Here is a 24,476-nt window from a genome sequence, read left to right on the forward strand (position 1 = left end):
GGGCACGACGGGTGAGACCCCCGCTGGGGGGAGCGGAGATTGACGCCCTCGGGTGCGGAGACAAAACCTCACCGCCATGCGCACCATGGCCGCGGTGCTTGGTTTCTCGGTACTGGCCGGGTGCTCCGGCCAGGTGGAACGACAGAGCGTAGCCACTCCCCAGGAGAAACCGGCTCCCAGCGCCGAGCCATCTCCCACGGACTCCGCCCAGGACGAACGCTTCGTGGGCGTAGTGCTCGGCAACGAAATGGTGGAGATCATCGCCCCGTTCGAAGGCCAGCTGGCACGCCTCGGCGTCCAGTCGGGGGATCGCGTCAAGGCGGGAACGCTCATGGGAAACATGGCGCTGGAGCAGTTGCGCAGCGCGGAGCAGATGGCCCAGGCCCAGCTCGAACAAGCGGAGGCCGACCGGAAACGGGTCGAGGTGGAGGCTCACACAGCCACCGAACGGCTCCAGCGCTACCTGAAGCCCCCCGATGGCGTCCTCTCCACCGATGAACTCTCCGATGCACGCAACGAGCAGAAGACCGCGCTCTCCCAGGTGGCCGTCGCGCGAGCGCTCATCCGCGAGCGGCAAGCATCACTCGCGCAGATCCGCCAGCGGCTCGAGGAAGCGGTGTTCCGTGCACCCTTCGACTGCGTGGTGGCGATTCGCTACCTGGACCCCGGCTCCAGGGTCCAGGCCGGAGCGCCCATCCTGCGGCTCATCCAGGCGGGTGACTTCCGGGTACGCTTCGCGCTTCCGGAGAAGCACAGCGGCAGGGCCACCGTCGGCCTCCCGATCCGCATCTTCCTCCCCGCCCTGGGCAAGGAGCTCCCCGGGAAGCTCGAGAGCATCTCCCCCGAGGTGGACACACCCTCCCGGATGATCTTCGCGCAGGCCCTCTTGCAGTCGTCCGACGATGCCGTCCGGGCGGGCATGGTGGCTCGCGTGTCACTGTCAGCCAGGCTCAGCCCTCCGGCGCCGCCGTCCGATGGCGGGCAACCAGGGCAGAATAGTGGCGAGTGAGCAACTCGTAGAGGACCCACTCCTGCGCGCGCGCCGCCGACCGGGCCATGCGATTGGCATGCATGTGCAGGAAGTCCCCGGCCAGCTCGGTGATGGAGAGGCCCAGCTTCCCCGCCGCCTCCAGCTCCTTCAACCCCGCGGCGATGGGCACCAGCTTGTCCGAGCGCCGCTGGAGCACCTCCAGCCCCCTGGCCAGAACGGGGGTGCCCGCCCTCCTGGAACCCAGCAGCTCCTCCAGGCCCCGGCGCTCCTCGCGGAAGCGCTCATTCATCCGCCGCTCGATGGCGTGATCGACCTGGAATTCCCGGCGGAAGCCCTCGCGCGAGTCGCTGACGACCGCGAGCCGGGCCTCCAACCCGAGCCCCAGGTCCGAGAGCAGCAGCTCCATCCCGCACAACAGCAGCCGCCAGCGCGCGTCCGCCCCCTCGTCTCCCGGCAGCAGCGCGAGGAGCTCCAGCACCGCCTCGCTGTCCACCTGGAACAGTTGCTCGGCGAGGAGGATGGCCTCCGGTCCGCCGTAGCGCTCCACCTCGCGCTCGTAGGTGTCGAACTGCACCTTCCACAGGAGCTGCTCCTGGAGGAGCGGCGCGAGCGCGTCGGACAGCTCGCCAGCCAGCGCCCTCATGCGCGCGGGGGTGCCGTGGAAGCGCAACCGCAAGTGCCAGTCCGGATCGCCATAGCGGATGAAGAACCACCCATCCGCCGCCCCCGAGCCGAGCGCGGCCTTCACCAGCGAAGCCACCGCGCCGGTGAGGAGGCGGTCCGCCGTGGCCGCGCCGGTGTAGAGCTTGAGGAACAGCCAGTCCGAGCCAGGGAGGAAGACACGGGCCTGGCTGGAAGGCCGCGGCTCCTCCACGGGGCGGCCTGGTCCCACCGTGAGGCGCGCGGGCTGCTCGGGGCGGGAGCGGACGAAGGGCACCACCAGCTCATGGACGAAGCGACCCTCGGGGCCCTCCACGCCCAGCGCCTCCGGCCCCGGGAACATCTCCACCAGCGTCGCCAGGGGCCGGCCCTTGAGTTTCTGGACCAACGCCTCGACGGCGAGCACGTTGTCCAGATCGATGGGCAGCAGGCTCTCCTCGTCCTCCAGCGCGACGAAGCGGGGCATGCGCCGCTCGGCCCGGAGCGCCTGGATCGCGGAGAAGCGTTGGGCTCCCTCCGCCCTGCCGAGCCCCTCCAGTGTGTCGCGCCCGAGTGTCCATCTGGCCAGACTGAGCACCAACCGCCCATGGGTGACCCTCGGTAGGAAGCCGGCGCCAGCCAGCGGTCCCCAGTCCCACTTCAGCCCGCCCAGGTGCTCCTGGTACTGCAAGGTGCAGAGGAAACGGTAGAGCCCGAGGTTCTGGAACTGGAAGTCGTGCGCGTTGGTCATCCGGGGAAGGACCTCCCGCCCCAGCCGCGCCGAGCGCAGCACGATGCGCGAGTCCTTGACGGAGACTCTCAGATCGGACGCATCGATCTGCCGTTCGCGCGGAGCACCGGACCTGCCCAGATAGGGGATTTCGTACTCGCGCAGGACCGGGCGGGCGAGGATGTTCCCAACCCGGCCCTGGGGCAGGTGGACGATCTCCGCGAACACCACGTCCCGCTGGAGCGCCTCCTCGGCCCGCAGCAGTGCCTCCACCTTGCGGTGGAGCAGGGAATCCCCGTGGCAGAAACGGCCCAGGAGGTTGGCACCGAAGGCGGAGGCGTCCTGGAACAGGAGCTGGAAGCGCCCCCGGGCGAGCGCCTCCTCGGACTCCGCCGCCACGGTCGCCACCACCGCGAAGGAGTCCGGTAGGGGCTGGCGCTGCTTGTTCACCAGGCGCTCGACGAACGCATCATCCAGCTCGAGAACCTGGCGCCCCGTGCACAGGTGCTCCTCCCACCTGCGCAGCAGCACGGTCTCGTGCTCGCCGAAACTGGCGTCCGCGGCCTCGCTGGCCTCCCCGCCCAGGACCAGCCCGGCCAGCAGCGGTGCCACCTCGGCGCTCGGGACGTTGGAGGGGTTGAAACCAATGCCCGCCTCGGCATCCAGTGCCTCCAGGAGGGGGACCTCGCGCCCCTCGTACCGCAGGGTGAACGCCTCACGGAAGCGCTCCAGCTCCCGCTGCGGCGAGGCGGGGGCGAGCCGGTACAGCAACTGGACGCCGCGCTCCAGCTCGCGGACCACCTCCCGCCCCAGCACGGCCTCGGGCGCGGGCTTGATCATGTCCACCTGGAACAGCCGCGGCAGCTCGACGGGCGCGGGCAGCGTCGAGAGCATTCGAGCCACTTCCAGGTAGCGCTCGCTCGGCGCGCCGAGTCCACCGCCATCCAGTTGCTCGAGGGCGGACCGGACCGGGAGCAGCACGTCGGCGAAGCGCGCTCCGCCGGGGAGCCGTTGAAGTTGGGAGATCAGCTCGGGGAGCGCCTCCGGTCCGGTCACCGGCGGCGAGAGCTCGGGCACCAGGAGCTGACTGTCGATCAGCTCCTCGACGAACTCCTCCGCCTCGGCGAGGCTGATCTCTGGATCCCCCTCGACCAGCGCACGCGCCAGCACCTCGGGCGAGGCGCCCTCCCGGGCCCGGGCCAACGTGGCCTCCAGGTACCCGGTCGGCTCGACCGCCACCAGGTGGTACGAGCGAGCCGTGTCGATCATCCGTCCCTCGGCGTAGCGCAGCCGGCCACACGCGCGGTACAGGCTGGTGCTGGGCCGATAGAGGATGGACCGGCGCAACCCGGGCTCGCGAGAGAGGGCCTCCGCGAGAAGGCAGGCGTAGTCCATGTGCAGACGGGTGTGGCGCTGGTAGCTGGCGCGAGGGCCGAGCCGCAGCCGCGTCCGCTCACCCAGCTCGCCCACGGAGCAACCCGCGAACAGTCCGAAGGGGGTGGGCCGCCCCGCCATGCGGAGCACGTAGCGGACCATGCTGCGCTCGACCTTCCCTCCGCGCTCGCTCTCCGGTTCCCGCTCCCAGAGACCCAGACACGCATGGAGGCTCGGCGAGGCCACGAAGAGGGCCTCCCGCACCTCCGGCCGCCGCAGCCATTCGCCCAGACGTCCCCGGAGAAGGGCCTGGTCCCGGCGCAGTGCCGACTCGAGTCCCGGGGAGCCCGGCTGGACGCGCGGGGCCTCCAGCCCCTCCCCCCACCTGATCAGCTCCTCGAAGGGCAACAGGGGCGTGCGCAGCGCGAAGAACCCCGCTGGGGAGAACGCGAACGCCTGGGACTTCTCCTCGGAATGGGAGGGGTTCATGGGCGTGCGAGCTCAGTCGGGGATGGCGGCCAGGAGCATGCCGTCCCAGGTGGGAGGCAAGGGGTGACATGCCGCCAGCAGGGTCAGCGCGATACCGGCGGCACCTTCGAGCAGGGTCCCATCCAGCTCCCTACCCACCTCCTTCTCCTCATCCTCATCATCCTCATCGGTCTTCGGATACCAGGAGAGGAAGCCCGCCAGGCCCTCCCCGGGACGCCTCATCTCCAGCGTCTGGGCGAACCACGCGGTCGCCGCCTCCTTGAACACCGGCTCCCGGGAGGATTGGTAGAGCCGGTTGTAGAGATGCCCGAGGCCGGCGGAGCCATGGCAGATGGCCGCGTTCCGCACCCCGGCCCGCGCCATCGGGCGCCGTGCGGCCTCGCGAGCGAGCTCCAGCGCCACCCGCTCGAGTTCGCCGTCCGACAGCGCTCGGGCGGCAATCCGCAGGCAGACGACGGCGCCGGGATCTCCGTAACACCAGGCGGAGCGAGCGGGCTGGACGGGAATGCCCGGCGCGACACTCCAGGGGAAGCGAGCCCCCGGGCTGTCGGGCAACAGGTTCGCCAGCAGCCAGCGAGCCCCTCCCATGGCGAGTTCGCGAGCCTTCCGTTCGGAGACTCCCGCCCGGGCAATCAGCCCCAGCAGGGCCACCACGGCGGGCACCCCATGCGCGACGCCGAGGTCGAAGTGTCCCTCGCGATACACCTCCGCCTGCTTCTTCGGCAGATGCCGTGCTGGGGTCCACCATGACAGCCCTGGCCCAGCGGAAATGGAGCGCTCCTCCAAGCGGGCCACGATCTCCTCGAGACTCCGGACCGCCACCGGACGGGGCATCCGCTCGAGTGCATACACCCCCAGGCCGACCAGCCCGGAGATCAGATCGTAGTCCACGTTCCAAGGATGCCGGGAGACCAGGCCCAGCAGCACCTCGTCGATCTCCTCGAGGCCTTCGCTCGAAATGATTCCCATCGCCCCGAGTCTCGAAATGGACCAGGCGATCCCCGAGAAGCCAACATACAGCCACGGCGGGAGTGGGAGTTCCTCGAGCGCCGACGCGGCCTCCTGGATGAATTGCTCCGCGCAGGCCCGATGGCCCTGCTGGGGTTGCGCCCGGTCCAGCTCGGCGAACAAGAAGGCCAGTCCCGCCAGACCTCCCGAGAGCGTCGGCCCCTCCACCCCCTGACGCTCCCGCAGCGCCCCCGCGATCTCCTCAACGGACCGCAGCGCACGCTCCCGCAGAGGGCCCTCGAGCAGCGTCGTCCATCCCGTCATGAAAGCCCGCCTCCGCTCCGCCAGACGTCATCAGCTCCGGCCTCCAACCCAATACAACCTTTTCCTCACGCGGGTGATGCGGCAACAGGGTGGGTGTCGATGGCTTCTACAACACTTCCATCGCCTGGGAAGGCACACGGTTTCCTGCCCGACACGCGGAGGCACCTGGGGACGAGGGCGAAACCCCCCTGCTCAGGCTGTCCATGCCTGCACTCCCTAGCCATCTTCGAGATGGACGGCTCCAGATGGCAGACCACGATCAGATATTCCGGAAAGAGGCACTCGATTATCAGGCTGGGGCCCAGCAACAGGGAACCCTCTTGCGGCTCTCTCCCTCGTGGACACGCTGGGCCTTCTGGCTCCTGCTGACGGTGGTCTGCTTCTATGTCGGGTTCGGAATATTTGGATGGATCACCCAATACGCGACCGGCCCGGCGGTGGTGCGGATGAAGGGCCGGCTGGAGGTGACGGCACTCTTGGCGGGGCGGGTCACCTCGGTGGAGGTACAGCCGGGACAGCGCGTGAAGGAAGGGCAGATCCTGGCGCGCTTCTTCGCCGGGCCGGAGCAGGCAAGCCTGGAGCGCTACCAGCACGAGTTCGAACTGCTCCTGGTGCAACGGATGAGGGATCTCACGAACGAGGCGACGAGCCAGGCCCTGACCTCGCTGCGCGCGGAGATGGAACTGGCGAGGTTCCAGCTCGAGCAGCGGCTGGTACGGGCGCCCCAGGCGGGGGTGGTGAGCGACGTGCGGATCCGGCGCGGCCAGCACCTCTCCGAGGGAGAGGTGGTGGTTGCCCTGGTACAGGAGGACTCGCCCATGGAAGTCATCGCGATGCTTCCCGGCGGGTCCCGCCCGCTCCTCACCCAGGGAGGAAGGATGCGCCTGGAATTGGATGGCTTCCAATACCAATACCAGGAGCTGATCATCGACCAGGTCGGGGATGAGCTGGTGGGGCCTGAAGAGGTACGCCGGTACCTGGGCCCGGAGCTGGCGGAAAGTCTGACGGTCAACGGGGCCGTGGTGCTGGTGCGGGCCCACGCCCCCTCCCGGTTCTTCGAGGCGGATGGCAGGCGGCTCGCGTACTTCGACGGAATGCAGGGCACGGTCGATGCGCGGGTGAAGACGGAGCGCATCATCCTGACCATCATCCCCGGATTGAAGCCACTGTTCCACTGACACGCCATGCTCAGCCCACTCCATTCCCTGCTGAACCGGTTCCCGGAGTTGCACCGGCTGGGTCTGCCCGCTCGCCGCAAGCGGATTCCCCACATCCAGCAGATGGATGCCAGTGATTGTGGCGCGGCCTGTCTGGGCATGGTGCTCTCGTACCATGGCAAGCAGGTGCGCCTGGACGACATCCGCCAGGTTCTCGGCGTGGATCGGGACGGTGCGACCGCGCTGGCCCTCCTCGAGACCGCCCGCTGGTACGGGCTGCGCGGCCGCGGAGTCACCCTGGAGGTGGAGAACCTCGACTACCTTCCGACGGGCGCCATCCTCCACTGGGAATTCCGCCACTTCGTGGTCTTCGAGCGTCTGGGCAAGAACTGGGTCGACGTGGTGGATCCAGAGATGGGCCGGCGACGGGTGCCGTTGGACCAGTTCCGCCGGTCGTTCACGGGCGTGGCCCTGCTGCTGGAGCCTGGCGACACCTTCGTGCAGGAGAAGGGCCAGCGGCTCCCCATCCGGCGCTACCTGGAGCAGCTCCTGCTTCAATCGGGCATGCTGCCCCGCATCCTCCTCACCTCCCTGCTGGTGCAGCTCTTCGCCCTGGGGCTGCCAACGCTCACCGGGGCCATCACCGACCGGGTGGTGCCCCGCGGCGACTACCACCTGCTGCTCGTCCTGAGCGTGGCGATGGGCTCGCTGATCTTCTTCCAATTCCTGGCGTCGATGGTGCGCTCCTATCTGCTGCTGCACCTGCGCACCGAGCTGGATGCGCGCATGACGCTGGGCTTCGTGGAGCACCTGGTGGAGCTGCCGTACGTGTTCTTCCAGCACAGGCCGGTGGGCGATCTCATGAATCGCCTCGGCAGCAACACCACCATCCGCGAGATGCTGACCTCGGGGGTGCTCTCGGGCCTGCTGGATGGCTCCATGGTGCTCCTGTTCCTGGTGGTGTTGTTCATCGTGAACGTGCCCCTGGCGGTGCTGGTGCTGGGGCTCTCGGCGCTCCAGGTGGGCGTGTTCGCCTGGAGCTGGCGACGGCAGTCGGAGTTGATGGCCCGCAGCCTGGAGGCATCGGCGAGATCCGAGGCCTACGAGGTGGAGTTCCTCACCGGCATGGAGACCTTGAAGGCGATGGGTGGCGAGCACCGGGCGTTGGACCGCTGGTCGGGGATGTTCGTGGACGTGCTCAACATCTCGCTCCAGCGTGGACGGCTCGAAACCCTGGTCGAATCACTGCTGAGCACCCTGCAGATGGGCGCGCCCCTGGTCACCCTGTGCTTCGGCGCCTGGCAGGTGCTCCATGGCGTGCTCAGTCTGGGCAGCATGCTGGCGCTCAACGCGGTGGCGGTGGGCTTCCTGGGGCCGCTCGGGAACATGGTCTCCACGATGATGCAGTTGCAGCTCCTGGGCAGCTACCTCGCTCGAATCCATGACGTGATGGATGCACCTCCCGAGCAGCCGGCTGGCAAGGCGCGCCGGGCGCACAAGCTCACGGGGCACATCTCCCTGGAGAAGGTCTCGTTCCGCTATGGCCCCCACGCGCCCCTGGTGGTACGCGACGTGTCGGTGGAAATCCAACCCGGGCAGCTCGTGGCCATCGTGGGCCGCTCGGGAGCGGGCAAGTCCACCCTCGCCAACCTGCTGCTGGGCATGTACCAGCCCAGCGCGGGACGCATCTTGTACGACGGGGTGGATCTGTCGGAACTGGACCTGCGCTCGGTCCGCCAGCAGTTGGGAATCGTCCTGCAGAACCCCGCCTTGTTCAGCGCGAGCATCCGCTCCAACATCACCCTGGCGGACCCCTCCCTTCCCCTGGAAGCCGTGGTAGAGGCCGCCAGGCTGGCGCAGATCCACGAGGAGGTGCTCGCCATGCCCATGGGCTACGAGAGCCTGCTGCTGGATCGCGGGACCTCACTCTCCGGCGGGCAGCGGCAACGGCTCGCACTCGCCCGGGCGCTGGTCCGCAAGCCCGCGATCCTGCTGTTGGACGAGGCGACCAGCTCGTTGGATGCCATCACCGAGAGCAGGGTCCATCAGGCCCTGTCAACCCTCGAGTGCACACGCATCGTGATTGCCCACCGGTTGAGTACTGTCGTTGGCGCGGATCTGATCCTCACCCTGGAGGATGGCGCCCTGGTGGAGGCGGGGACGCACCAGCAATTGCTCGCCCGCAAAGGAATCTATGCCACGCTGGTGGCGGCCCAGCTGGGTTGACATCCCCACGGCCGGAGCCTCCCCCGCGCGAAAACCCCAAACGATAGGAATTGCGTTCGGAAACACCGCACCGCGGGCCATGAACCGCACTGCGCCTCTACACGCAGGCGGTCCTCGACACCAGCAGGCGATGGCCCGGACGCTTAGTCACGGCACCGACCGCGGTCGTGGCGCCGCGAGTAGCGGCGGCAGCCGCGGTGGTGTCGGCGGGAATCCCGGCGATCCCTGTCGTCATCGTCCCGTCTGTTGCCACCAGCGACCTGTTCCAGATTCTCGTCCGAGAGATTCCGGATGGTCTCCTTGTTCAGGCTGAGTCTCTTCGGAGTCATCTCGTTCATGATTCTGTCCCTCTTCTCTCTGGTGATGCTGCCGAAATTGGCAGCACTCACTTCATATGTATTACTCGCAGACAAGACAGACCAGTAGGGGTCCCCGATAAGGGCTTGTCCGAAGGGATAGCCAGGAGGAAGGCCAGGAGAGGCAAGGGGTGAAGCGGGGCAAGAGCAAGAGGGAAGGGAGCCAACGTCCTGGGAGGAGCCCGAACACAAGCATACCCACGGCGATTTGTTGTCAAACGAGGAGTGAAGAGGAGCCAGGAGCATATCGGCGAATCGGCCAGGAGTACGATGGCATCGGGCAGGCGGTGGGAAGCATGCTGGCGCGAGCCGTCCAGCAGAGCGTCGGCACCTCCGGCTGCACGCCTTCACCTCTTCGCCTTCTCAAGGGGTGGAGCGCCCGCCTGGATCCACGTGCCCCCAGAACGCGCGAGCACCCTCCCCTACCGCCTCCAGCACATCCGCCGCCGCCATGCCACCCACGTTCAGTGGCAGGTTCGCATGAACCTCAAACTGTGCCTGACCACCCGGCGAAGTGCCCGCAGGCCTTTCCCATCCCGTCACTGTCACCCGGAACCTATCATCGCCGTTGCGCAGGAGCGGAAATCCCCCGTCCTTCCTTTCTCGGGAGACAAAGGCATCTCGCTCCTGAAGAGGGATGCGCTGCCCCTCTTCGGAAATCATCCACCCCAGGTGCAAGCCGGGGAAGGCGCGTTCCATTCCATGAACAATGGTCAAAGGACGGCCATCGTCCCTGGTTAGCGCGGGAGCGTAGGCGACAAGACTGAGGGATCTTGATGTAGCTGTCATTTCAGCACCAGCTCATGACGACAACCGTGAGGGCGGAAGCAACGGTGCGGGAGGGCCAGAGCAGGACGAGGGCCACGAGCACCGGGCCCACCCTGGAGAGCACCAAAGAGGCCTCGCTCGCGCGTCCAGCATGGGAACTCTACCGCATCCGAGCAGCCTGACCCATCGGGTCTGGACAGCGAGCCGACATCGCGAGTAGGAAGAGTCGTCATCAGGAGGAATCAAATGAGCGACACGCCAGAGTGGAAAGGACGTCGTCTGGGCCCGTATCTGCTGGGTGAGCGGTTCCCGGACATTCCGGAGGACCAAGGGCGCCTCTACGCGGCGCACCATGTCGACACCGGGGAGTCCGTGCTGGTCGTGATGCCGGGCTCCGGCGACGACTGGAGTTCGTCCACCCTCTGGTGTGCGGAGGCCACGAGGTTCACCGATCCGGACGCCCTGGTTCTTCACCCCAAGCGCACGGCCGGGGCGAGGCCGCCGAGGTTGCACGAACTGACCCTGGGGTTCATCCACCTCGCGGGCGCGCTGGCGCAACTCGATGAACGGGAGGATGTGCGGGCCCACTTCCTGCGCGCTCCCCGGCCCATCCGTTCACGACACCCGGCAACGCGCTGGGGACTCACGGCGGTGGCCCTGGCGGTGGGATTCTTCTTCTTCCTATTCTGGCCGCGCACGTCCACACCTCCGGAGACACGCGACACACGCGAAGATGCTCCCGTCCTCGTGAATCGACCGGGCCTTTCTTCTCCAGCCATCGCCTATCCGATGCCGGAGAAACCTTTGAAGGAGCAGGCCAGGCCGCCTTGCATGCCGGGTACGGAAGTGGAGATTCGGGGCGGTTGCTGGATGCCCCACCGCAGTGATGCGCCCTGCCCTCCGGGAACGGCCGAGTACCAGGGCAGGTGCTACGTAGCCGTCAAGAAGCCGGACCCGGAGCCTCGATCCATCCAGCCCTGAGTTCGAGTTTCGCGGTTTCTAGCGATGCTCAGGCCGATGCCTCAAAGAAGGCGAGTAGTAGCAGGAGGAGGTTTTGTCGACCCTTCTTGCCACCGGGGTTCGCCGAGGCCACTCCACCGCGTGGCCTCCGGCAGTTTCACGATGGGTGCGGATGCGTCCGTCAGTTGCATGGGCTGGATCGCGGGCCCTCCACCGCTAGGCCTACGGCCTTGAGGGCAACGGGCTGGCGTGGAGAGCCATGGATCACGGGGTGAAGATGGGCGCTACGGTGGAACTCTCCCAGCCGGCCGTCAGCAGTACGCTGCCTGGATGCAGAAGGACGGCGGCTCCTCCCGTGCAACTGGCCGGGATATCGTCAAGCAGGGTCCATTCGTTGGTCTCCGGATCATACACCTCGGTGCCGCCGTCAACACCCCCCGCGATCAGAAGCTGCCCTGAGTAGAGGAGGGTCGCCGTGTGGTTGCGGTGCAACCGGTTCATAGCGGGACCCGTGCGCCACTGGGTAGTATACGGATTGTAAATGAACGTAGTGCCCGACGTGGAACTGGACGAATCGCCGCCCACCACCATCACCTCGCCCGAGTAGAGCCGCGTGGCGGTGAAGCCATCACGGTGGCCCGGCAGTGCTCCATGCTGGCTCCACCTGTTGGTGTAGGGATCATAGAGGTACACTTGCGACCCTGTGATCAACAGCACTTCGCCCGAATACAGCATCGTCGCGACAGACCCCGAGCTGTCGTGTTCCAGCTCGCCTGCGGGAGACCATGCGCCCGTTTCCGGATCATACAATTCCGCAGTGGTCGCCGGACTGACGTGGACATTCGAGCCATCGAGGTTCTCGATTTCGCCGCCCGTGACCAGCACCTTGCCCGACCGAAGCAGGGTCGCCTGGTGGCCAGAACGCCGCTGGCTCAAAGAGCCGGTATAGCTCCAGGAACGCGTGACCGGATCGTAAAGCTCTGCGCTCGAGAGCGTGGATTCATCATTCCGGCCACCCGACACCAGGATTTTTCCGGACGTCAGCTTGACGGTGGCGAAGTTGTAGCGCGGCGAGTTCAGAGCCCCCGTCGCCTGCCAGGTGTTTGAATAGGGATTGTAGAGTTCGGTCAAGCTGATGGAGGCCGCGACACCGAGCGAGTTGCGCGTATGACCCCCCGTGACCAGCACCAGTCCGGAGCTGAGCAGCGCCGCGCCCTGCACGCCGCGTGGAGACTGCATCGCTGAACTCGTCGCCCACGATGATTTTGGCAGCGGTCCGAACTTCAAGCGTGCGGCGATCATCTTGTGGTCAGACCACAGGTGAGGGTCTGCGACCGTCTGGAAGTCGCCCACATTGGTGGTACTGCCGCTATAGAGGGTGAAAATGTAATCGAGCACATTGCCCGAGTTGGTTGCGGTGTTGAATGTGTGATACTTCAAGCACAGGCTGGAGGCGGTCGTGCATTCCGATGTCTCCTTGAAGAAGTCGCCTCGGGCATCCCGCAGACCATAGTCATGAAGCAGTCGAGGCACCGACTTGGCTTCGGTGTTGCCTCCTGGGAATTGACCTGTTTTCGTCTTGTAATAAGCATTCATGTCGCCGATGATCGCAATCGGGGCTCCTGGCGGATGGGCCACGCCGTCAGTCATCGTCGAAGCGGAGATACCCTTCAATGCTTTTGCAAGTCCTCGCGCGACCTCTCCATTGAAGAAGTCAGCCACTCCGTCCGTGGTATCGCTGTATCCATGGTCGACAATCGAGTGGATCGAGGAAACGATGATGTACCTGTTTGGTTGGTCTGTCGAGGGTCCGGTCGACATCAGGATCGCCCACGGGAAGACCTTGTCTTTCTTGACAGAGTCCTTGTTGACAAAGCTCCTGCCCAGTGCGTTCTTGTGTTGACGGGGCGTGATCCGGGCTTGTTGTCTTCAATGGACATCACTGTGAACTCCTATCTGCGTGGGGGCCCTGCGTGAATCAAATGGCGTAAACTGCGGAGTCTGGATTACGCGCTTTGTGCATCAAATCCGAACAATTAGTGAATCCGAGACTAAGAATGGCCCTTGAGAACGGCAACGAGAGGGCATGTGAATGATGGGTTTTTCCGCGCTCTTCTGTTCTCCTGAATTCACTCCGGAGCCAATTGTTCGCGATTGGGCAGGCGCGCTTCCGCGCACGAACCGGGACCGGCTCCGCAGAACGCGCGGTGATGCTCTTTCCAGGCTCGGTACACTGCGCGCACCATGAGTCAGCGTCGCGATCCCCCGAATCGGGTTCCTCCGCGCAGCTCCTCGGCCTCCTCGCGCCAGGGGCAGAAATGCTCCAGGGGTAGGTGACGGGCCATGCCCCTGCCAACACCCTACTGCGGCGGTAACTTCTGCGAGGTGACTTCCTCGGAAGGCTGGCGGGCAGGAGTCCAGGCACGCGGGCGATCCACGCGCGCCACATCCTGCTCCGCCGTCACCTGCACCGGAAGCAGCCGCACTGGCTGGGCGACAGGCGCTCCCTCCTGCCGCCTACGTCGGTAGACCCAGGACTGCAACGTGCTCAGCATCAGGCCTCGACGCTCCGCGGCGAACTCCCTCTGCGTCAGCCCGCTCGTCTCGTACTCCTCGGCGACGCGGACCCACTCCGGCTTTTCTCTCTGCTTCGTAATGACCGGGTAGGGTCCGCCGTCCCCCTCGCCCCGGCCAAGTCTCGCAGCACGTCATTGGCCGGACGGATACCCTGCTCTGGCCGCGCGCGTCCACGCCTCCGGAGACACGCGACCGGGCCAGCGACACTCCTATCTTCATGAATGGACAGGAGCTCTCTTCGCCAGTCATCGCATACCCGATGCCAGAGAAACCCTTCAAGGAGCAGCACAAGCCGCCTTGCATGCCAGGTACGGAAGTGGAGATTCGGGGCGGTTGCTGGATGTCCCACCGCAGTGATGCGCCCTGCCCTCCGGGAACGGCCGAGTATCAAGGCAGGTGCTACGTGGCCGTCAAGAAGCCGGACCCGCAGCCTCGAGCGGTTGGAACAGGTCAAGGCGGTGGCCGCCTCTGCGGAGGGGGCCCTGGCGATCACGGTGGGGCCCGAGGGGGCCCTCGCCGGCGCGATGATGAGCCGCAACAGCGCGGCGAGCGCCAGCACAAGCGGGGCGCCTGCCAACGAGGTGTACCGGCACCGCGGTGGTAATAGGCAGGTAGAGAGAAACGGCGAGCGGTGGCACCTGCCACGGGGAGTGTCCGTCAACGACATTCCCGCCTCGGATCCCTTGGGGGACCAGCTCCAGGACGCGGCGAAACAGGTGGCCTTGCGCTGGGGACCTCAGCACTTCAGGGTGAGGGAAGAGAGGGCCATCAGGCGGATGCTCCAGCGGGGGCTCGTTCACCGCGCGAACCTGCTGGAGCGCCAAGCTCGTGGGCGGTGGGTGGAGAGGGAACTTCGGAAGATGTTTCCGTCGTTGGACTGGAAGGGTCGTGGCGTCGATGTGGTGGGCCCTACGGGGCAGAAGTACCACTATGAGATTCTGTCCGGCACGGAGTCGAACTTCGAGCTTCACGGGCGGCGAATGGCGAGCACCTTCTTTCGTATGATTTACTTCTGACATGCACGCGAGTTCCAACGTCCACTACGAGGAACGAGTCATCGAGGGCGAGCGGCTCGAACTGACCGACAAGGAAGCCATCTACTGGCTCGGCCCGAACCTCACGTTGCGGCGCTGCACCGTGGTCCTCGGCGTCGCAGAGAGGCAGTTGGTGCCAATGTGGGGGAGGCTGATCGACTGCACCATCACAGCGAAGCGAGAGGTGGCCGACCAGTGGCTCACGTCAATGCAATTCGAGGGGTGCCGGTTCGTCGGCAAGTTTACCGGTATTGGGTTTGGTCAGCGCGCTGGCGTGGACAGGTGGTGGGAGCACGGTGGAATCGCGAACTGTGACTTCTCGGAGGCTCGGCTCGACGAGTGCGTTTTCCACAGTTGCGACATGCGGACAATCAGGCTTCCAAAGTGGCCGTGCTTTACCATCTTGGAGCCCATCAAGCACGGTCGGGAGTTGCTGAGTGTGCCGTGGCCGGGGGACTTCGTGCCGGTGGTCCTCGAGGGGCCACTCAAGGAACAGCCCACCACGAGCGCAGTGACGCTCTACGCACCGGCGGAGGCGAAGCGCTCGAGGGCGACGCTGGAGGAGTTCAAGGCGGCTGTAGGGCGGTTCGACTTCATCGTACGGTGAGCGACTCACCTCCTCTTTCAACTTCTTCCAACGATGCCCGGCGGCGGCGAGTCTCCCTAAATGGGCGATCCGAATCGGCGCGCCCGCCCCATCCAGGTGCACCGCAATGGAGCGCCCGCCCTCCAGACAGGCCTGGGATTCCCCAGAGAAGGTGTCAGACGATTTGCAGGAGACGAGATGTCGGAACGAGTCCTTTGACACCTTACCCGAGACACCTTACCCGAGCGTTGGGGTACGCGCCTGCCCAGGCCGCGCTCCGCTCAGGAGCGCGGCAATGGACGTGGTCACATGGTGCCGCTGGCGGCCCGCTCCTGCTCACTGCGCTCCGGGATCCACTCCGGCGAAGGGAATGCGCGGCTCGGCCAGCTCACGCACGATGGCGAGGTGGACGAACAGGTTGACCTTCCGGAGGTTCTCGAGCCGGTTCCCGCCTCCGGCCACCAGGGCCGGCTCGAACCCATACATCTCATCGGGCGCGAGGGGTCCCAGCTTCTTCAACGCCCGCTGGAACAGCGCCTTTCCAGCCTCGTCCTTCATATCCAGTTCCTGCTTCTTCTTGGACGCGAAGAACACCTGGGCGGCGATATCGGGATCCTTCGCGGGCGTGCGTAGCTCTTTCTCGATTCCAATCAAGGCACTGGTGGGGCACAGAATCACCAGGGTGCGGTGGTTGCGCTCTCCCCAGGCATACAACTTGCCGAACGCCGAGCGCGCCACGACGTGGTACTTGTCGAGTTTTTCGAAGGGCGTGCCAGACAGCCAGCACTCGACGAGTCCCTCGTAGTCCTCGGGGTTGACGGTCCAGAACAAGCCGTCGGCGTACCCACACCACCCCTCTTCCTTCCAGTACTCCAGGAACTGCTTCGGCAGCACCTTCTGGTACTTCTCGAAACTCAGCTCGAGCGCGGGCGTCCGGAAGGACGCCTCACCGATGTCTTCGATGAATACCTCGAAAGCCTCATCCCTCATGGGCAATACCTCCGGCCGCGGCAGACCTCAATCGTGCAGAGCATCCATGCCCTTGAAGGGACAGAACCAGGGCACATTCCGCAACTGGAGCCGGGTGATGATCTTCCGGTTGGGTGTGACGAGATAGAGATTCTGCATGGGCTTCAGCCTTTCGACACGATTCGAGGTGAGTAGTCCTTCAGCGTATTTATAGGCCCTAGAACACCGACCGATTTGATTTTTTAGTAAAATCAAGGATTTACGTGAGGGGGTGGACAACAGGGGCTGAATTTGATCAGGTCGGCACATGACCTTAGCCGTCAGTCCGCCGAAGGTGACCGGAGAGATAGCTCGATGGACTCCTCCGCGGGAGTTGAACGAGCAAGAGCAACAGATTGTCGAACGGATGAGCCGTAACGGCAAGCTGTTCGCTTTTCTGCGTCTGAATCGGCACAAGCTGATGGATGAGGCTTTTCAGGCGGAACTGGCCTCCATGTACCGCCAGACAGGAGCAGGGAAAGTGGCTATAGCACCCGGGCTGATGGCAATGGCAATACTCTTACAGGGATACATGGGAGTGTCGGATGCCACCCTGGTGGAACTGACGGTCTTCGACTTGAGAGTGCAGATGGTGTTGGGCTGGTTGGGTCACAGCGAGCCGGCGTTCTCCCAGGGCTCGTTGTATGAGTTTCGTCAGCGGCTGATGAGAAACCAAATGGACCGGCGCCTCCTGGAGAAGACAGTCGAGGTGGCGCGGGAACAGAAAGAGTTCGGTGAGCGAAAGCTCAAGACGCTGTTGCGAGTGGCGATTGACTCAAAGCCACTGGAGGGAGCTGGCCGGGTAGAGGACACCATCAACCTGGTAGGACACGCAGCGCGCAAGGTGATGATGTGCGTGGCGAAGCTGCTGGGATGTTCCAAGCAGCAGGCCTGCCGAGAGGCGGGTATTCCCTTGTTGTTGGAAAAAAGTATCAAGAAGGGATTGGATGTGGACTGGAGCGAAGCGGGGCAGAAAAAGAAAGCGCTGCAAGCCCTGCTCGAGCAAGTGGAAAGCATGCTGTCCTGGCTAAGAAAGAATCTGGCAGAGGAGATGGAAGAGGAGCCTTTGAGGGAACACGTTCAGACTCTCGAGCAGATTCGCAAGCAGGACCTGGAGCCGGACCCAGAAGGAGGAGGTGTCCGCGTTCGCCAGCAAGTGGCGGAAGAGAGACGAGTGTCGGTAGAAGATGGGGAGATGCGTCATGGACGCAAGAGCAAAAGCAAGCGCTTCAACGGATTCAAGCAGCATGTGGCCACGGCGCTGGACGAAGAACTCATCCTGGCATGTGCTGTGACGCCCGCCAACCGACCTGAAGCGGAGGCAACACCGGCGCTTGAGAAGGACATGGAGAAGCAAGGAGTGAAGATTGACGAGTTACACATAGACCGGGGGTATATCAACAGCAGTATCGTGGACAGCGTGCTCGAGGAGGGAGGGGAAGTGCTGAGCAAGCCGTGGAAGGCACGCAATGGGGAGTTGTTCGCGAAGTCAGACTTCAAAATAGATATGCGAAGCCGGACCATCACGTGTCCGGAGGGGAAGACAATGCGCTTCGAACTGGGAAAGACAGTCGAATTCGCGACAAAGGACTGTGAGACTTGTCCATTGCGCGAGAAATGTACACAAGCCCAGATAGGACAAGGACGGACTGTGGCAATCAGTGAAGATGAAGCGCTCCAGCACAAGTTGCGCAAATTAATGAAGACACCTGCTGGGCGAGAGCGACTCAGGAAGCGAGTAGGGGTGGAACATCGACAAGCCCATATAGCGCGACGACAGGGGCGTCGTGCGCGCTATCGGGGCGTGCGTAAGAACGTCTTTGATCTACGACGTGCGGCCAGCATCCAGAATTTGGAGACATGGCAACGCCATCTAGAGTTGTCCCAGCAGCAGGTGGGATGATGTGGTTTTTAAATCGGTCGGTGTTCTAGCGGAAGGCATCGACGATGTAGGCCGCTGCAACGGAGCCGTCGAGAATAGCCATTCCGGGCTTTGACTCGGGCAGCTTCCGCATCTGGTCCCGGCTGAGTCGGGCCACCGCGCAGATGGGAACCTTATCACCGTCCGGCGGGTGGGCCTCGTACCAACGGATGACAACCTGCGGCCCGCTTGTCCAGACCTGCCCGTACAAACGGGTCGTCGCCTCAAGCGTGCCGAGGTCGTCCTTGAGAATGCTCTCGATGGGACCGTCGTAAAGCGAGATGCGCCTCGCGTCGATCTGGTTCGCATCGAGATCCGCCAGCGCGGCATCCCCAACGCGCAGCCTTAGATACCGCATGACTTCTAGCGCCTTCGCTGGGCATTCCTGCGGACCCGGAGTGCCGTCCGGACGCAGTGCCACACCTCCAGTCGTGGTGCAGCCGGAAGACGTGCCAAGCAGGACGATGGATCTGAGCAGCAGAGCTTTAGTCGTGGGCATGAACGGCACTTCTACTGCCGAATCAGTGTGTGATCCATCGCAACGGCCACCTGGAGGAGACCGTCCCCACGGAAGATCTGGAGGGCCAGATCGGCGAGTTGCCCGCCCTCTGTCTCGAAGGCGCTCTTGTCCACAACAACCGCGATCTTTCCCGACTGACCGGGAACGATCACAGGGCGGTCCATGCGAAGCGCGAAGGGTCGAGCCGTGTAGCTGGTGAAATCGCGGGTCAAGTAGGCACCATCGAACTTCCAGGGCTCGCCGTAGTAGGTGTTCGTCAAGTGAATCACGGCGGCAGCCTTGCCGGGGCCCGAGAAGACTTCGACGATCATGTCCATGTCCTCGTTCTTCGAGCGCCAGAACTTCGCACGCCGAAACGGAGTCTTCTTCACCTGCCCGTTCGCGAGAAGCGTCGCGTAAGCGTGATCGACCGAGTTCTCTTCCTTCTTGAACCGCTCGTTCTCCTCGCTCAGCTTGCGCTCGCGGTTGAGGGAGTCATACAGGGACGAGAGGACCGCGTTGTAGCTGTCGTGGTCCTTGAACACGTTGACCTGATAGTCGATCCATCCCCAGTCCTCGCGCCTCTTGGGCTTCACAAGGAACGTGAACTCCGTCCCGTCAACGAGCGTCACGAGCAGGGGCAACGCCTCGCCGTCGTCGAGGTCACGCAGCGGCTCTAGAACCACTTTCTTGCCGCCTACGAGCGGGGTCTCGAAACGCCCCTCCCATGCCAAGAACTTCGTCTTCTCCGGATCGACCTCCTTCTCGAAGCGGAGCGCCGTCACCACCTGCCAGGAAACGTAGATGGACGGAGCCTCCTGCCTTGGATGAGCCGGTACCTTGAGGGTCCGAATCGTGAGCTTTTCTGCCTCATCCCTGGCCAGTGCCGGGGAAGCCATCATGACGAGAAGCAGGCCATACCTCAGAAGTGGGAAAGTGCGCATGGTGGGGCCAACGTAACAGGACGGGTGCAGGGCACTCAATCCTCGCGCGCCCTGCCTGTAGGCTGCCGATCAGCGAATCCTCCCCATGGGCGATCCGAACCGGAGCGCCCGCCCCATCCAGGTGCGCCGGAATGGAGCGCCCGCCCTCCAGACAGGCCTGGGATTCCCAGTAACTCCGGCCATTTGGCGTTGGCAAGGGCCTTGCTCTGACCAGGGAACGTCCAGGGCGCCCCCCACACGGGAGCGCCCACGTTTTCGAGGAGGAGCCGACATGGAAGTGCGTTTCTACGGAGTCCGGGGAAGCATCGCGGTGTCGGGGGCGCACGCGGCGGGCATCGGCGGCAACACGTCCTGCCTGGAGGTGACGAGCCAGGGGCATCGGCTCATCCTCGACGCCGGCACGGGCCTCCGCGCCCTCGGCGAGGTGATGATGCGCGAGGGCGCGCCGCGCAAGGCCACCCTCTTCTTCTCGCACCTGCACTGGGACCACGTGCAGGGCTTCCCCTTCTTCTCCCCGGGCTACCTGCCCACGACGGAGCTGGAGCTGTACGGCCCGGGGCCGGATGGGGACTCGGCGCTGGCGTCGGTGCTGGCCAGGCAGATGGAGCCGCCCAACTTCCCCGTGCCCCTGTCCACCATGCGCGCGCGCATGGCGTTCCGCTCGGCGCTGCATGGCCACACGGTGGAGGTGGGCCCCTTCCGCGTGACGCCCTTCGACTCCCCCCACCCCCAGGGCTGCCTGGCCTACCGCGTCGAGGCGGATGGTCACTCCTTCGTCTACGCCACGGACATGGAGATGTCGCTCGCCGCGCTGGACGCTCGCCACGCGCGGTGGATGGAGGGCGTGGACGCGCTGTGCATGGACGCGCAGTACACCCCGGACGAGTACAACGGCTCGCGCGGGGCGCCCCGCAAGGGCTGGGGCCACTCCACCATGGTGGACGCGGCCCAGGTGGCCCAGGCCGTCCACGCCCGCCGGCTGTTCCTCTTCCACCATGACCCCGCCCACAACGACGAGCAGGTGGAGGGCATGGCCGAGGAGGCCCGCCAGTACTTCGCCGCCAGCGAGCCGGCCCGCGAGGGCAAGCGCATCGTGCTCGGGGCCGGGGCGCACGCATGAGCCAGGAGGGACACATGGATTCGCCCTGCGCTAGTCTGCTGTCCCTCTTCGAGCTGCCTCCCCTGCCCTTCATGGCCACTCCTCCGGACGTCAGTCAGGTGCTGCTCCCCCTCGGTGGACTCGTCGGCCGCGAGGTCGAGCTCGATGCCTTCCTCCAGACACTGGTGGATCGCATCGCGGTGACGATGCAGGCGGACCGGGGCACGCTGTGGCTGTTGGATCCGGCGCGCGACGAGCTCTTCTCGCGCGCGGCGCACCTGCCCGAGGTGTCTCAAATCCGGGTGAAGCGGGGCCAGGGCGTGGCGGGCTCGGTGGCCCAGCACGGCGAGCCCGTCAACATGCCGACCCCTCGGGGAGAGAGCCGCTTCTTCGCGGACATCGATCGGCTGACGGGCTACCGCACCACGACGAACCTCGCGGTGCCGCTGCGCGACGCGGGAGGCACGCTCTATGGCGTGTTGCAGGTGCTCAACCGCCGCGGCGGCGAGCGCTTCACGGAGGACGACGTGCAGCGGCTCCAGGCCATCGCCACCCAGGTGAGCCAGGCGCTGCAGCGCACCAGCCTGTACCAGGAGCTGCAACGGGCCAAGGAGCAGCCCCAGGCGCCGGTGGGCTACTTCTTCAACCGCATCATCGGCGAGTCCGAGCCGCTCAAGGTCATCTACCGGCTCATCCAGAAGGCGGCGCCCACGGACGCCACCGTGCTGCTGCGGGGCGAGAGCGGGTGTGGCAAGGAGCTGTTCGCCCGCGCGGTGCACGTGAACGGGCCGAGGCGGGACAAGCCCTTCGTGAAGGTGGACTGCGCGGCGCTGCCCGCCACGCTCATCGAGAACGAGCTGTTCGGCCACGAGAAGGGCGCCTTCACGGGGGCGGACCACCGGGTGCCGGGCAAGTTCGAGGCGGCCGAGGGCGGCACGGTGTTCATCGACGAGATCGGTGAGCTGCCCCTGCCGGTGCAGGGCAAGCTGTTGCGGGTGTTGCAGGATCGCGAGTTCGAGCGCGTGGGTGGCACCCAGACGTTGAAGATGGACGTGCGCATCGTCGCGGCGACCAACCGCGACCTGGCACGCATGGTGGCCGAGGGGAAGTTCCGCGAGGACCTGTACTACCGCATCAAGGTGGTGGAGCTGGTGTTGCCGCCGCTGCGCGAGCGAGGCGGAGAGGACATCGAGCGGCTGACGCGGCACTTCATCGCGTCGGCGGCGCGGCGCCACCGGCTGCCCCAGCCGAGGCTGAACGCCCTGGCGCTCGAGCGGCTCAAGCGCTACCGCTGGCCGGGCAACGTGCGCGAGCTGGAGAACTGCATCGAGAGCGCGGTGGTGCTCAGCGAGGGGGAGATCCTCGAGGAGCACCTGCCCCTGCCCAAGGTGGTGGACGCCGCGTCCTCCCCACTGGCCACCGAGCCGCGAGCGGCGGAGGGGGCTCTCGGAGACGTGTTGCCGCTGGCCGAGGTGGAGAAGCGGCACATCCTGCGCGTGCTGGAGCTGGTGAAGGGCAACCGGACGGCGGCCGCCAAGGCGCTGCGGATCGGCCGCAATACGCTGGGCCGCAAGCTCAAGGAATACGGGCTGTCCGACGAGGGCTGATCAACTACACGGTCAGACCATCAGCGTGGGCAGCCGCTACACGGCGCACTGTCCGAGCGGAACGCTCTCGTCCGCGAGGCGCTGGGCATCCACGGGGGTCCGGCTCGAGACCATCTTCCGGGCCGCCATGAAGTCCGCGGGCCGGCCAATGACATCCGCGGCGAGGATGCGGCCGTCCTTGAGGTAGAAGGCCGAGAAGGTCCGGTTCTCGACCGAGCCACGCGTGACGCACCGCTCGTAGCCCGTGGACAGCCCCACCATCTGGAGTTTCAAGTCGTACTGCTCCGACCAGAACCAGGGCGTGGCGGTGGACGGCTCCTGCTTGCCCATGAGCGTGGCGGCCGCGACACGCGCGTGCTCGAGCGCGTTGGGCACGGACTCGAGGCGCACCCGGGTGCCCGTGTAGGAGCTGGGCTGGTTCGCGCAGTCACCGATGGCGAGGATGGAGGGATCGCTCGTGCGGGCGTACTCGTCCACGACGATGCCGTTGTCCACGGCGAGCCCCGCCTGGGCGGCCAGCTCCGTGTTGGGGACGAGGCCGATCCCCACCAGGACGAGATCCGCCTCGATCGCTTCTTCCCCTCCCCCGTGGGAGATCTTCGCCCGGCGTACCCGGCGCTGGGACTCATCGAGCTCGAAGCCCTGGACGCCCGCGAGCTGCCGGAAGTCGACACCGTGTCCGCGATGAATGGCCTCGATGAAGGAGGAGACCTCCGGTCCGGTGACGCGGGCGAGAATGCGGGGGGCGGCCTCCACCACCGTCACGCGCAGCCCGAGCTGGGTGGCGGCCGCCGCGACCTCGAGGCCCACGTAGCCTCCGCCGATGATCACCAGGTGGCGTCCGGACACGAACTGGCCGTGCATCGCCTCCACGTCCGCGATGGAGCGCAGGGAGAACACGTTCTCGAGCCGCGAGGTGTCCACGCCCGGAAACGACAGCAGGCGCGCCCGGCCGCCCGTGGCGAGCACCAGCTTGTCGTAGCGCAGCCGGCTGCCCTCCGAGAGAAGGACCTCGTGCGCGTCACGCTCGATGCGCTCCACGCGCGTGCCGAGCTTGAGCTCGATGGAGAAGCGCTCGTAGGTCGCCTGGGGTTTGAGGTGGAGATCGTTCCGGCCCATCTTCCCGAGCAGGAAGCCCTTGGACAGCGGAGGCCGCTGGTAGGGCAGGTGCGCCTCGTCCCCCACGAGGACGATCCGGCCTTCACTGCCCTGCTGCCGCAGGCGCGTCGCCAGCTCGCCCCCGGCCTGTCCAGCTCCCACGATGACCACCGTCTCGCCGCTCTTCATCGGTTGCACTCCTCGCGGACCAGGCCGCTGCGTTGGCGACCGGATGATGTCGCATCGCGGAGCGTGGAGCACAACCGACAATGCCCGAGGGGGCGCCGCTCAGCCCGCGAGCACCCAGGCGGCGGCCACGGTGAGTCCCCCCGCCGCCACGAACAGCGTCCAGGCCCGGCGCGCCAGGTGCGTCCCGGTGCCCTCGGCCGCGTCGCCGAGGATCACCATCGCGGGCCCGCCCTGCCGGCCGCGCAGCTCATACCCGCCCGCCACCGGACCGGGCCGCAGCTCCCCCACCACCAGACACTCCTCGCCGAGCTTGCCCACCCGCTCGTACGACAGCGCCTCCTCGGGGGGCGCCCCTTCCACGGGCGCGTCCAGTCCCGGCCCCACCTCGGCGGGCCGTCCCACCAGGCAGGGCCGCACGCGCAGCGGTGCCAGCACGAGGCCCGGCGAGAAGCTCAACGCCGCCTCCGTCTTCTCCCCGCGCATGCGCACCACCGGCGCGGACGCCCGCTCCACCGACAACAGCGAGCCCTTGCCACCCCCGGGCGTCACGCCGCGCACTTCCGCCTCGTAGAAGGCGCACACCACGCCGCCCGGCGACGTCACCTGATCGCTCGCCGCGAGCCGGCCCCGGTACACGCCCCAGCCCGGCGTCTGGCCCTGGCGCAAGGCCTCCACGCCCTCGTCGAGGCTCCGGGGCGCCTCGGCCCGCAGCGCGTCCGCGCGCACGCGAATCCGCGAGCCCACCACCGCCAGCCCCGCCGCGACCATGAGCAGTCCGACGCCCAGTGCCTGGCGGAAGACGGCGGGAGACACCCACATGAGCGGGCCCGCGCCGTAGCTCAGCGACAGGAGCGCGAAGCACCCCGCCAGCAACGCCAACCAGGCCAGCGGCGCGCGAGGCAACGAGGCCCTCACGTCTCCGCGACTCCAGGAAACCGCCGCCACCATCAGC

At 66.0% G+C, this 24,476-nt stretch carries 20 protein-coding genes; 9 read left to right on the top strand and 11 right to left on the bottom strand.

Features of this window, described 5'->3' with window-relative positions:
• Positions 1-52: 52 nt before the first annotated feature.
• Entirely contained in the window at positions 53-1,009 is a 957-nt protein-coding gene (locus tag CYFUS_RS27135) for an efflux RND transporter periplasmic adaptor subunit (protein ID WP_157758677.1), read from the top strand.
• Here CYFUS_RS27135 and CYFUS_RS27140 read toward each other — a convergent pair.
• Positions 951-4,223, bottom strand: a complete 3,273-nt coding sequence (locus CYFUS_RS27140; protein ID WP_095987876.1) for a lantibiotic dehydratase — start codon at positions 4,221-4,223, stop codon at positions 951-953. The two genes, CYFUS_RS27135 and CYFUS_RS27140, sit on opposite strands and share 59 nt — an antisense overlap.
• 12 nt (positions 4,224-4,235) lie before the next feature.
• On the bottom strand, positions 4,236-5,495 hold the full coding sequence (locus CYFUS_RS27145) for a lanthionine synthetase C family protein (protein WP_095987877.1): 1,260 nt from the start codon (positions 5,493-5,495) through the stop codon (positions 4,236-4,238).
• A gap of 446 nt (positions 5,496-5,941) precedes the next feature.
• Between CYFUS_RS27145 and CYFUS_RS27150 the strand changes: the two genes are divergently transcribed.
• Together CYFUS_RS27150 and CYFUS_RS27155 are read left to right on the top strand one after the other, a co-directional pair.
• Complete coding sequence (locus CYFUS_RS27150) at positions 5,942-6,673, top strand: efflux RND transporter periplasmic adaptor subunit (protein WP_232536825.1); 732 nt, start codon at positions 5,942-5,944, stop codon at positions 6,671-6,673.
• Between the two features lie 6 nt (positions 6,674-6,679).
• The gene (locus CYFUS_RS27155; protein WP_095987879.1) at positions 6,680-8,878 is read left to right on the top strand and encodes a peptidase domain-containing ABC transporter; all 2,199 of its coding nucleotides are present in this window, start codon (positions 6,680-6,682) and stop codon (positions 8,876-8,878) included.
• Positions 8,879-9,021: 143 nt separating this feature from the next.
• On the opposite strand, the gene CYFUS_RS54630 is transcribed toward CYFUS_RS27155, so the two are convergent.
• Positions 9,022-9,480 (bottom strand): class I lanthipeptide, encoded by a 459-nt coding sequence (locus CYFUS_RS54630; RefSeq protein ID WP_420042654.1) that lies wholly within the window; start codon positions 9,478-9,480, stop codon positions 9,022-9,024.
• 117 nt (positions 9,481-9,597) lie between these two features.
• On the bottom strand, positions 9,598-10,023 hold the full coding sequence (locus tag CYFUS_RS52985) for a DUF5953 family protein (RefSeq protein ID WP_269770157.1): 426 nt from the start codon (positions 10,021-10,023) through the stop codon (positions 9,598-9,600).
• Between the two features lie 225 nt (positions 10,024-10,248).
• Between CYFUS_RS52985 and CYFUS_RS27160 the strand changes: the two genes are divergently transcribed.
• Positions 10,249-10,983, top strand: a complete 735-nt coding sequence (locus CYFUS_RS27160; RefSeq protein WP_095987880.1) for a hypothetical protein — start codon at positions 10,249-10,251, stop codon at positions 10,981-10,983.
• 243 nt (positions 10,984-11,226) lie between these two features.
• Here the strand turns inward: CYFUS_RS27160 and CYFUS_RS27165 are convergent, their stop codons facing one another.
• Entirely contained in the window at positions 11,227-12,783 is a 1,557-nt protein-coding gene (locus tag CYFUS_RS27165; protein ID WP_095987881.1) for a kelch repeat-containing protein, read from the bottom strand.
• A gap of 539 nt (positions 12,784-13,322) precedes the next feature.
• Positions 13,323-13,619: an IS66 family insertion sequence element accessory protein TnpA gene (tnpA, locus tag CYFUS_RS50950; protein WP_420042713.1), complete on the bottom strand. Its 297-nt coding sequence runs from the start codon at positions 13,617-13,619 to the stop codon at positions 13,323-13,325.
• Positions 13,620-13,979: 360 nt separating this feature from the next.
• Here tnpA and CYFUS_RS52990 point away from each other — a divergent pair, with 360 nt between their 5' ends.
• Together CYFUS_RS52990 and CYFUS_RS27180 are read left to right on the top strand one after the other, a co-directional pair.
• The gene (locus tag CYFUS_RS52990) at positions 13,980-14,555 is read left to right on the top strand and encodes a hypothetical protein (protein ID WP_232536826.1); all 576 of its coding nucleotides are present in this window, start codon (positions 13,980-13,982) and stop codon (positions 14,553-14,555) included.
• 1 nt (position 14,556) lies between these two features.
• Positions 14,557-15,180 carry a hypothetical protein gene (locus tag CYFUS_RS27180; protein ID WP_095987882.1) on the top strand — a complete coding sequence of 208 codons (624 nt, stop codon included), beginning with the start codon at positions 14,557-14,559 and terminating at the stop codon, positions 15,178-15,180.
• 315 nt (positions 15,181-15,495) lie between these two features.
• On the opposite strand, the gene CYFUS_RS27185 is transcribed toward CYFUS_RS27180, so the two are convergent.
• Positions 15,496-16,149, bottom strand: coding sequence for a GAD-like domain-containing protein (locus CYFUS_RS27185; protein WP_095987883.1), 654 nt, complete (start codon positions 16,147-16,149; stop codon positions 15,496-15,498).
• Positions 16,150-16,435: 286 nt separating this feature from the next.
• Here CYFUS_RS27185 and CYFUS_RS27190 point away from each other — a divergent pair, with 286 nt between their 5' ends.
• Complete coding sequence (locus CYFUS_RS27190; RefSeq protein WP_095987884.1) at positions 16,436-18,070, top strand: IS1182 family transposase; 1,635 nt, start codon at positions 16,436-16,438, stop codon at positions 18,068-18,070.
• Positions 18,071-18,095: 25 nt separating this feature from the next.
• Here CYFUS_RS27190 and CYFUS_RS27195 read toward each other — a convergent pair whose 3' ends face one another.
• Positions 18,096-18,587 (bottom strand): serine/threonine protein kinase, encoded by a 492-nt coding sequence (locus CYFUS_RS27195; protein WP_095987885.1) that lies wholly within the window; start codon positions 18,585-18,587, stop codon positions 18,096-18,098.
• Between the two features lie 11 nt (positions 18,588-18,598).
• Positions 18,599-19,531, bottom strand: coding sequence for a DUF2381 family protein (locus CYFUS_RS27200; protein WP_198316092.1), 933 nt, complete (start codon positions 19,529-19,531; stop codon positions 18,599-18,601).
• A gap of 271 nt (positions 19,532-19,802) precedes the next feature.
• Between CYFUS_RS27200 and CYFUS_RS27205 the strand changes: the two genes are divergently transcribed.
• Both CYFUS_RS27205 and CYFUS_RS27210 read left to right on the top strand, forming a co-directional pair.
• A complete protein-coding gene (locus tag CYFUS_RS27205; RefSeq protein ID WP_095987886.1) occupies positions 19,803-20,651 on the top strand; it encodes an MBL fold metallo-hydrolase in 849 nt (282 codons plus the stop codon).
• A 14-nt stretch (positions 20,652-20,665) separates the two neighbouring features.
• The gene (locus tag CYFUS_RS27210) at positions 20,666-22,237 is read left to right on the top strand and encodes a sigma 54-interacting transcriptional regulator (RefSeq protein WP_095987887.1); all 1,572 of its coding nucleotides are present in this window, start codon (positions 20,666-20,668) and stop codon (positions 22,235-22,237) included.
• Between the two features lie 36 nt (positions 22,238-22,273).
• Here CYFUS_RS27210 and CYFUS_RS27215 read toward each other — a convergent pair whose 3' ends face one another.
• Together CYFUS_RS27215 and CYFUS_RS27220 are read right to left on the bottom strand one after the other, a co-directional pair.
• Positions 22,274-23,524: an NAD(P)/FAD-dependent oxidoreductase gene (locus tag CYFUS_RS27215; RefSeq protein WP_095987888.1), complete on the bottom strand. Its 1,251-nt coding sequence runs from the start codon at positions 23,522-23,524 to the stop codon at positions 22,274-22,276.
• 99 nt (positions 23,525-23,623) lie between these two features.
• Entirely contained in the window at positions 23,624-24,439 is an 816-nt protein-coding gene (locus tag CYFUS_RS27220; RefSeq protein WP_095987889.1) for a hypothetical protein, read from the bottom strand.
• Positions 24,440-24,476: the final 37 nt, after the last annotated feature.

The organism is Cystobacter fuscus (assembly GCF_002305875.1).
Classification (GTDB): domain Bacteria; phylum Myxococcota; class Myxococcia; order Myxococcales; family Myxococcaceae; genus Cystobacter; species Cystobacter fuscus_A.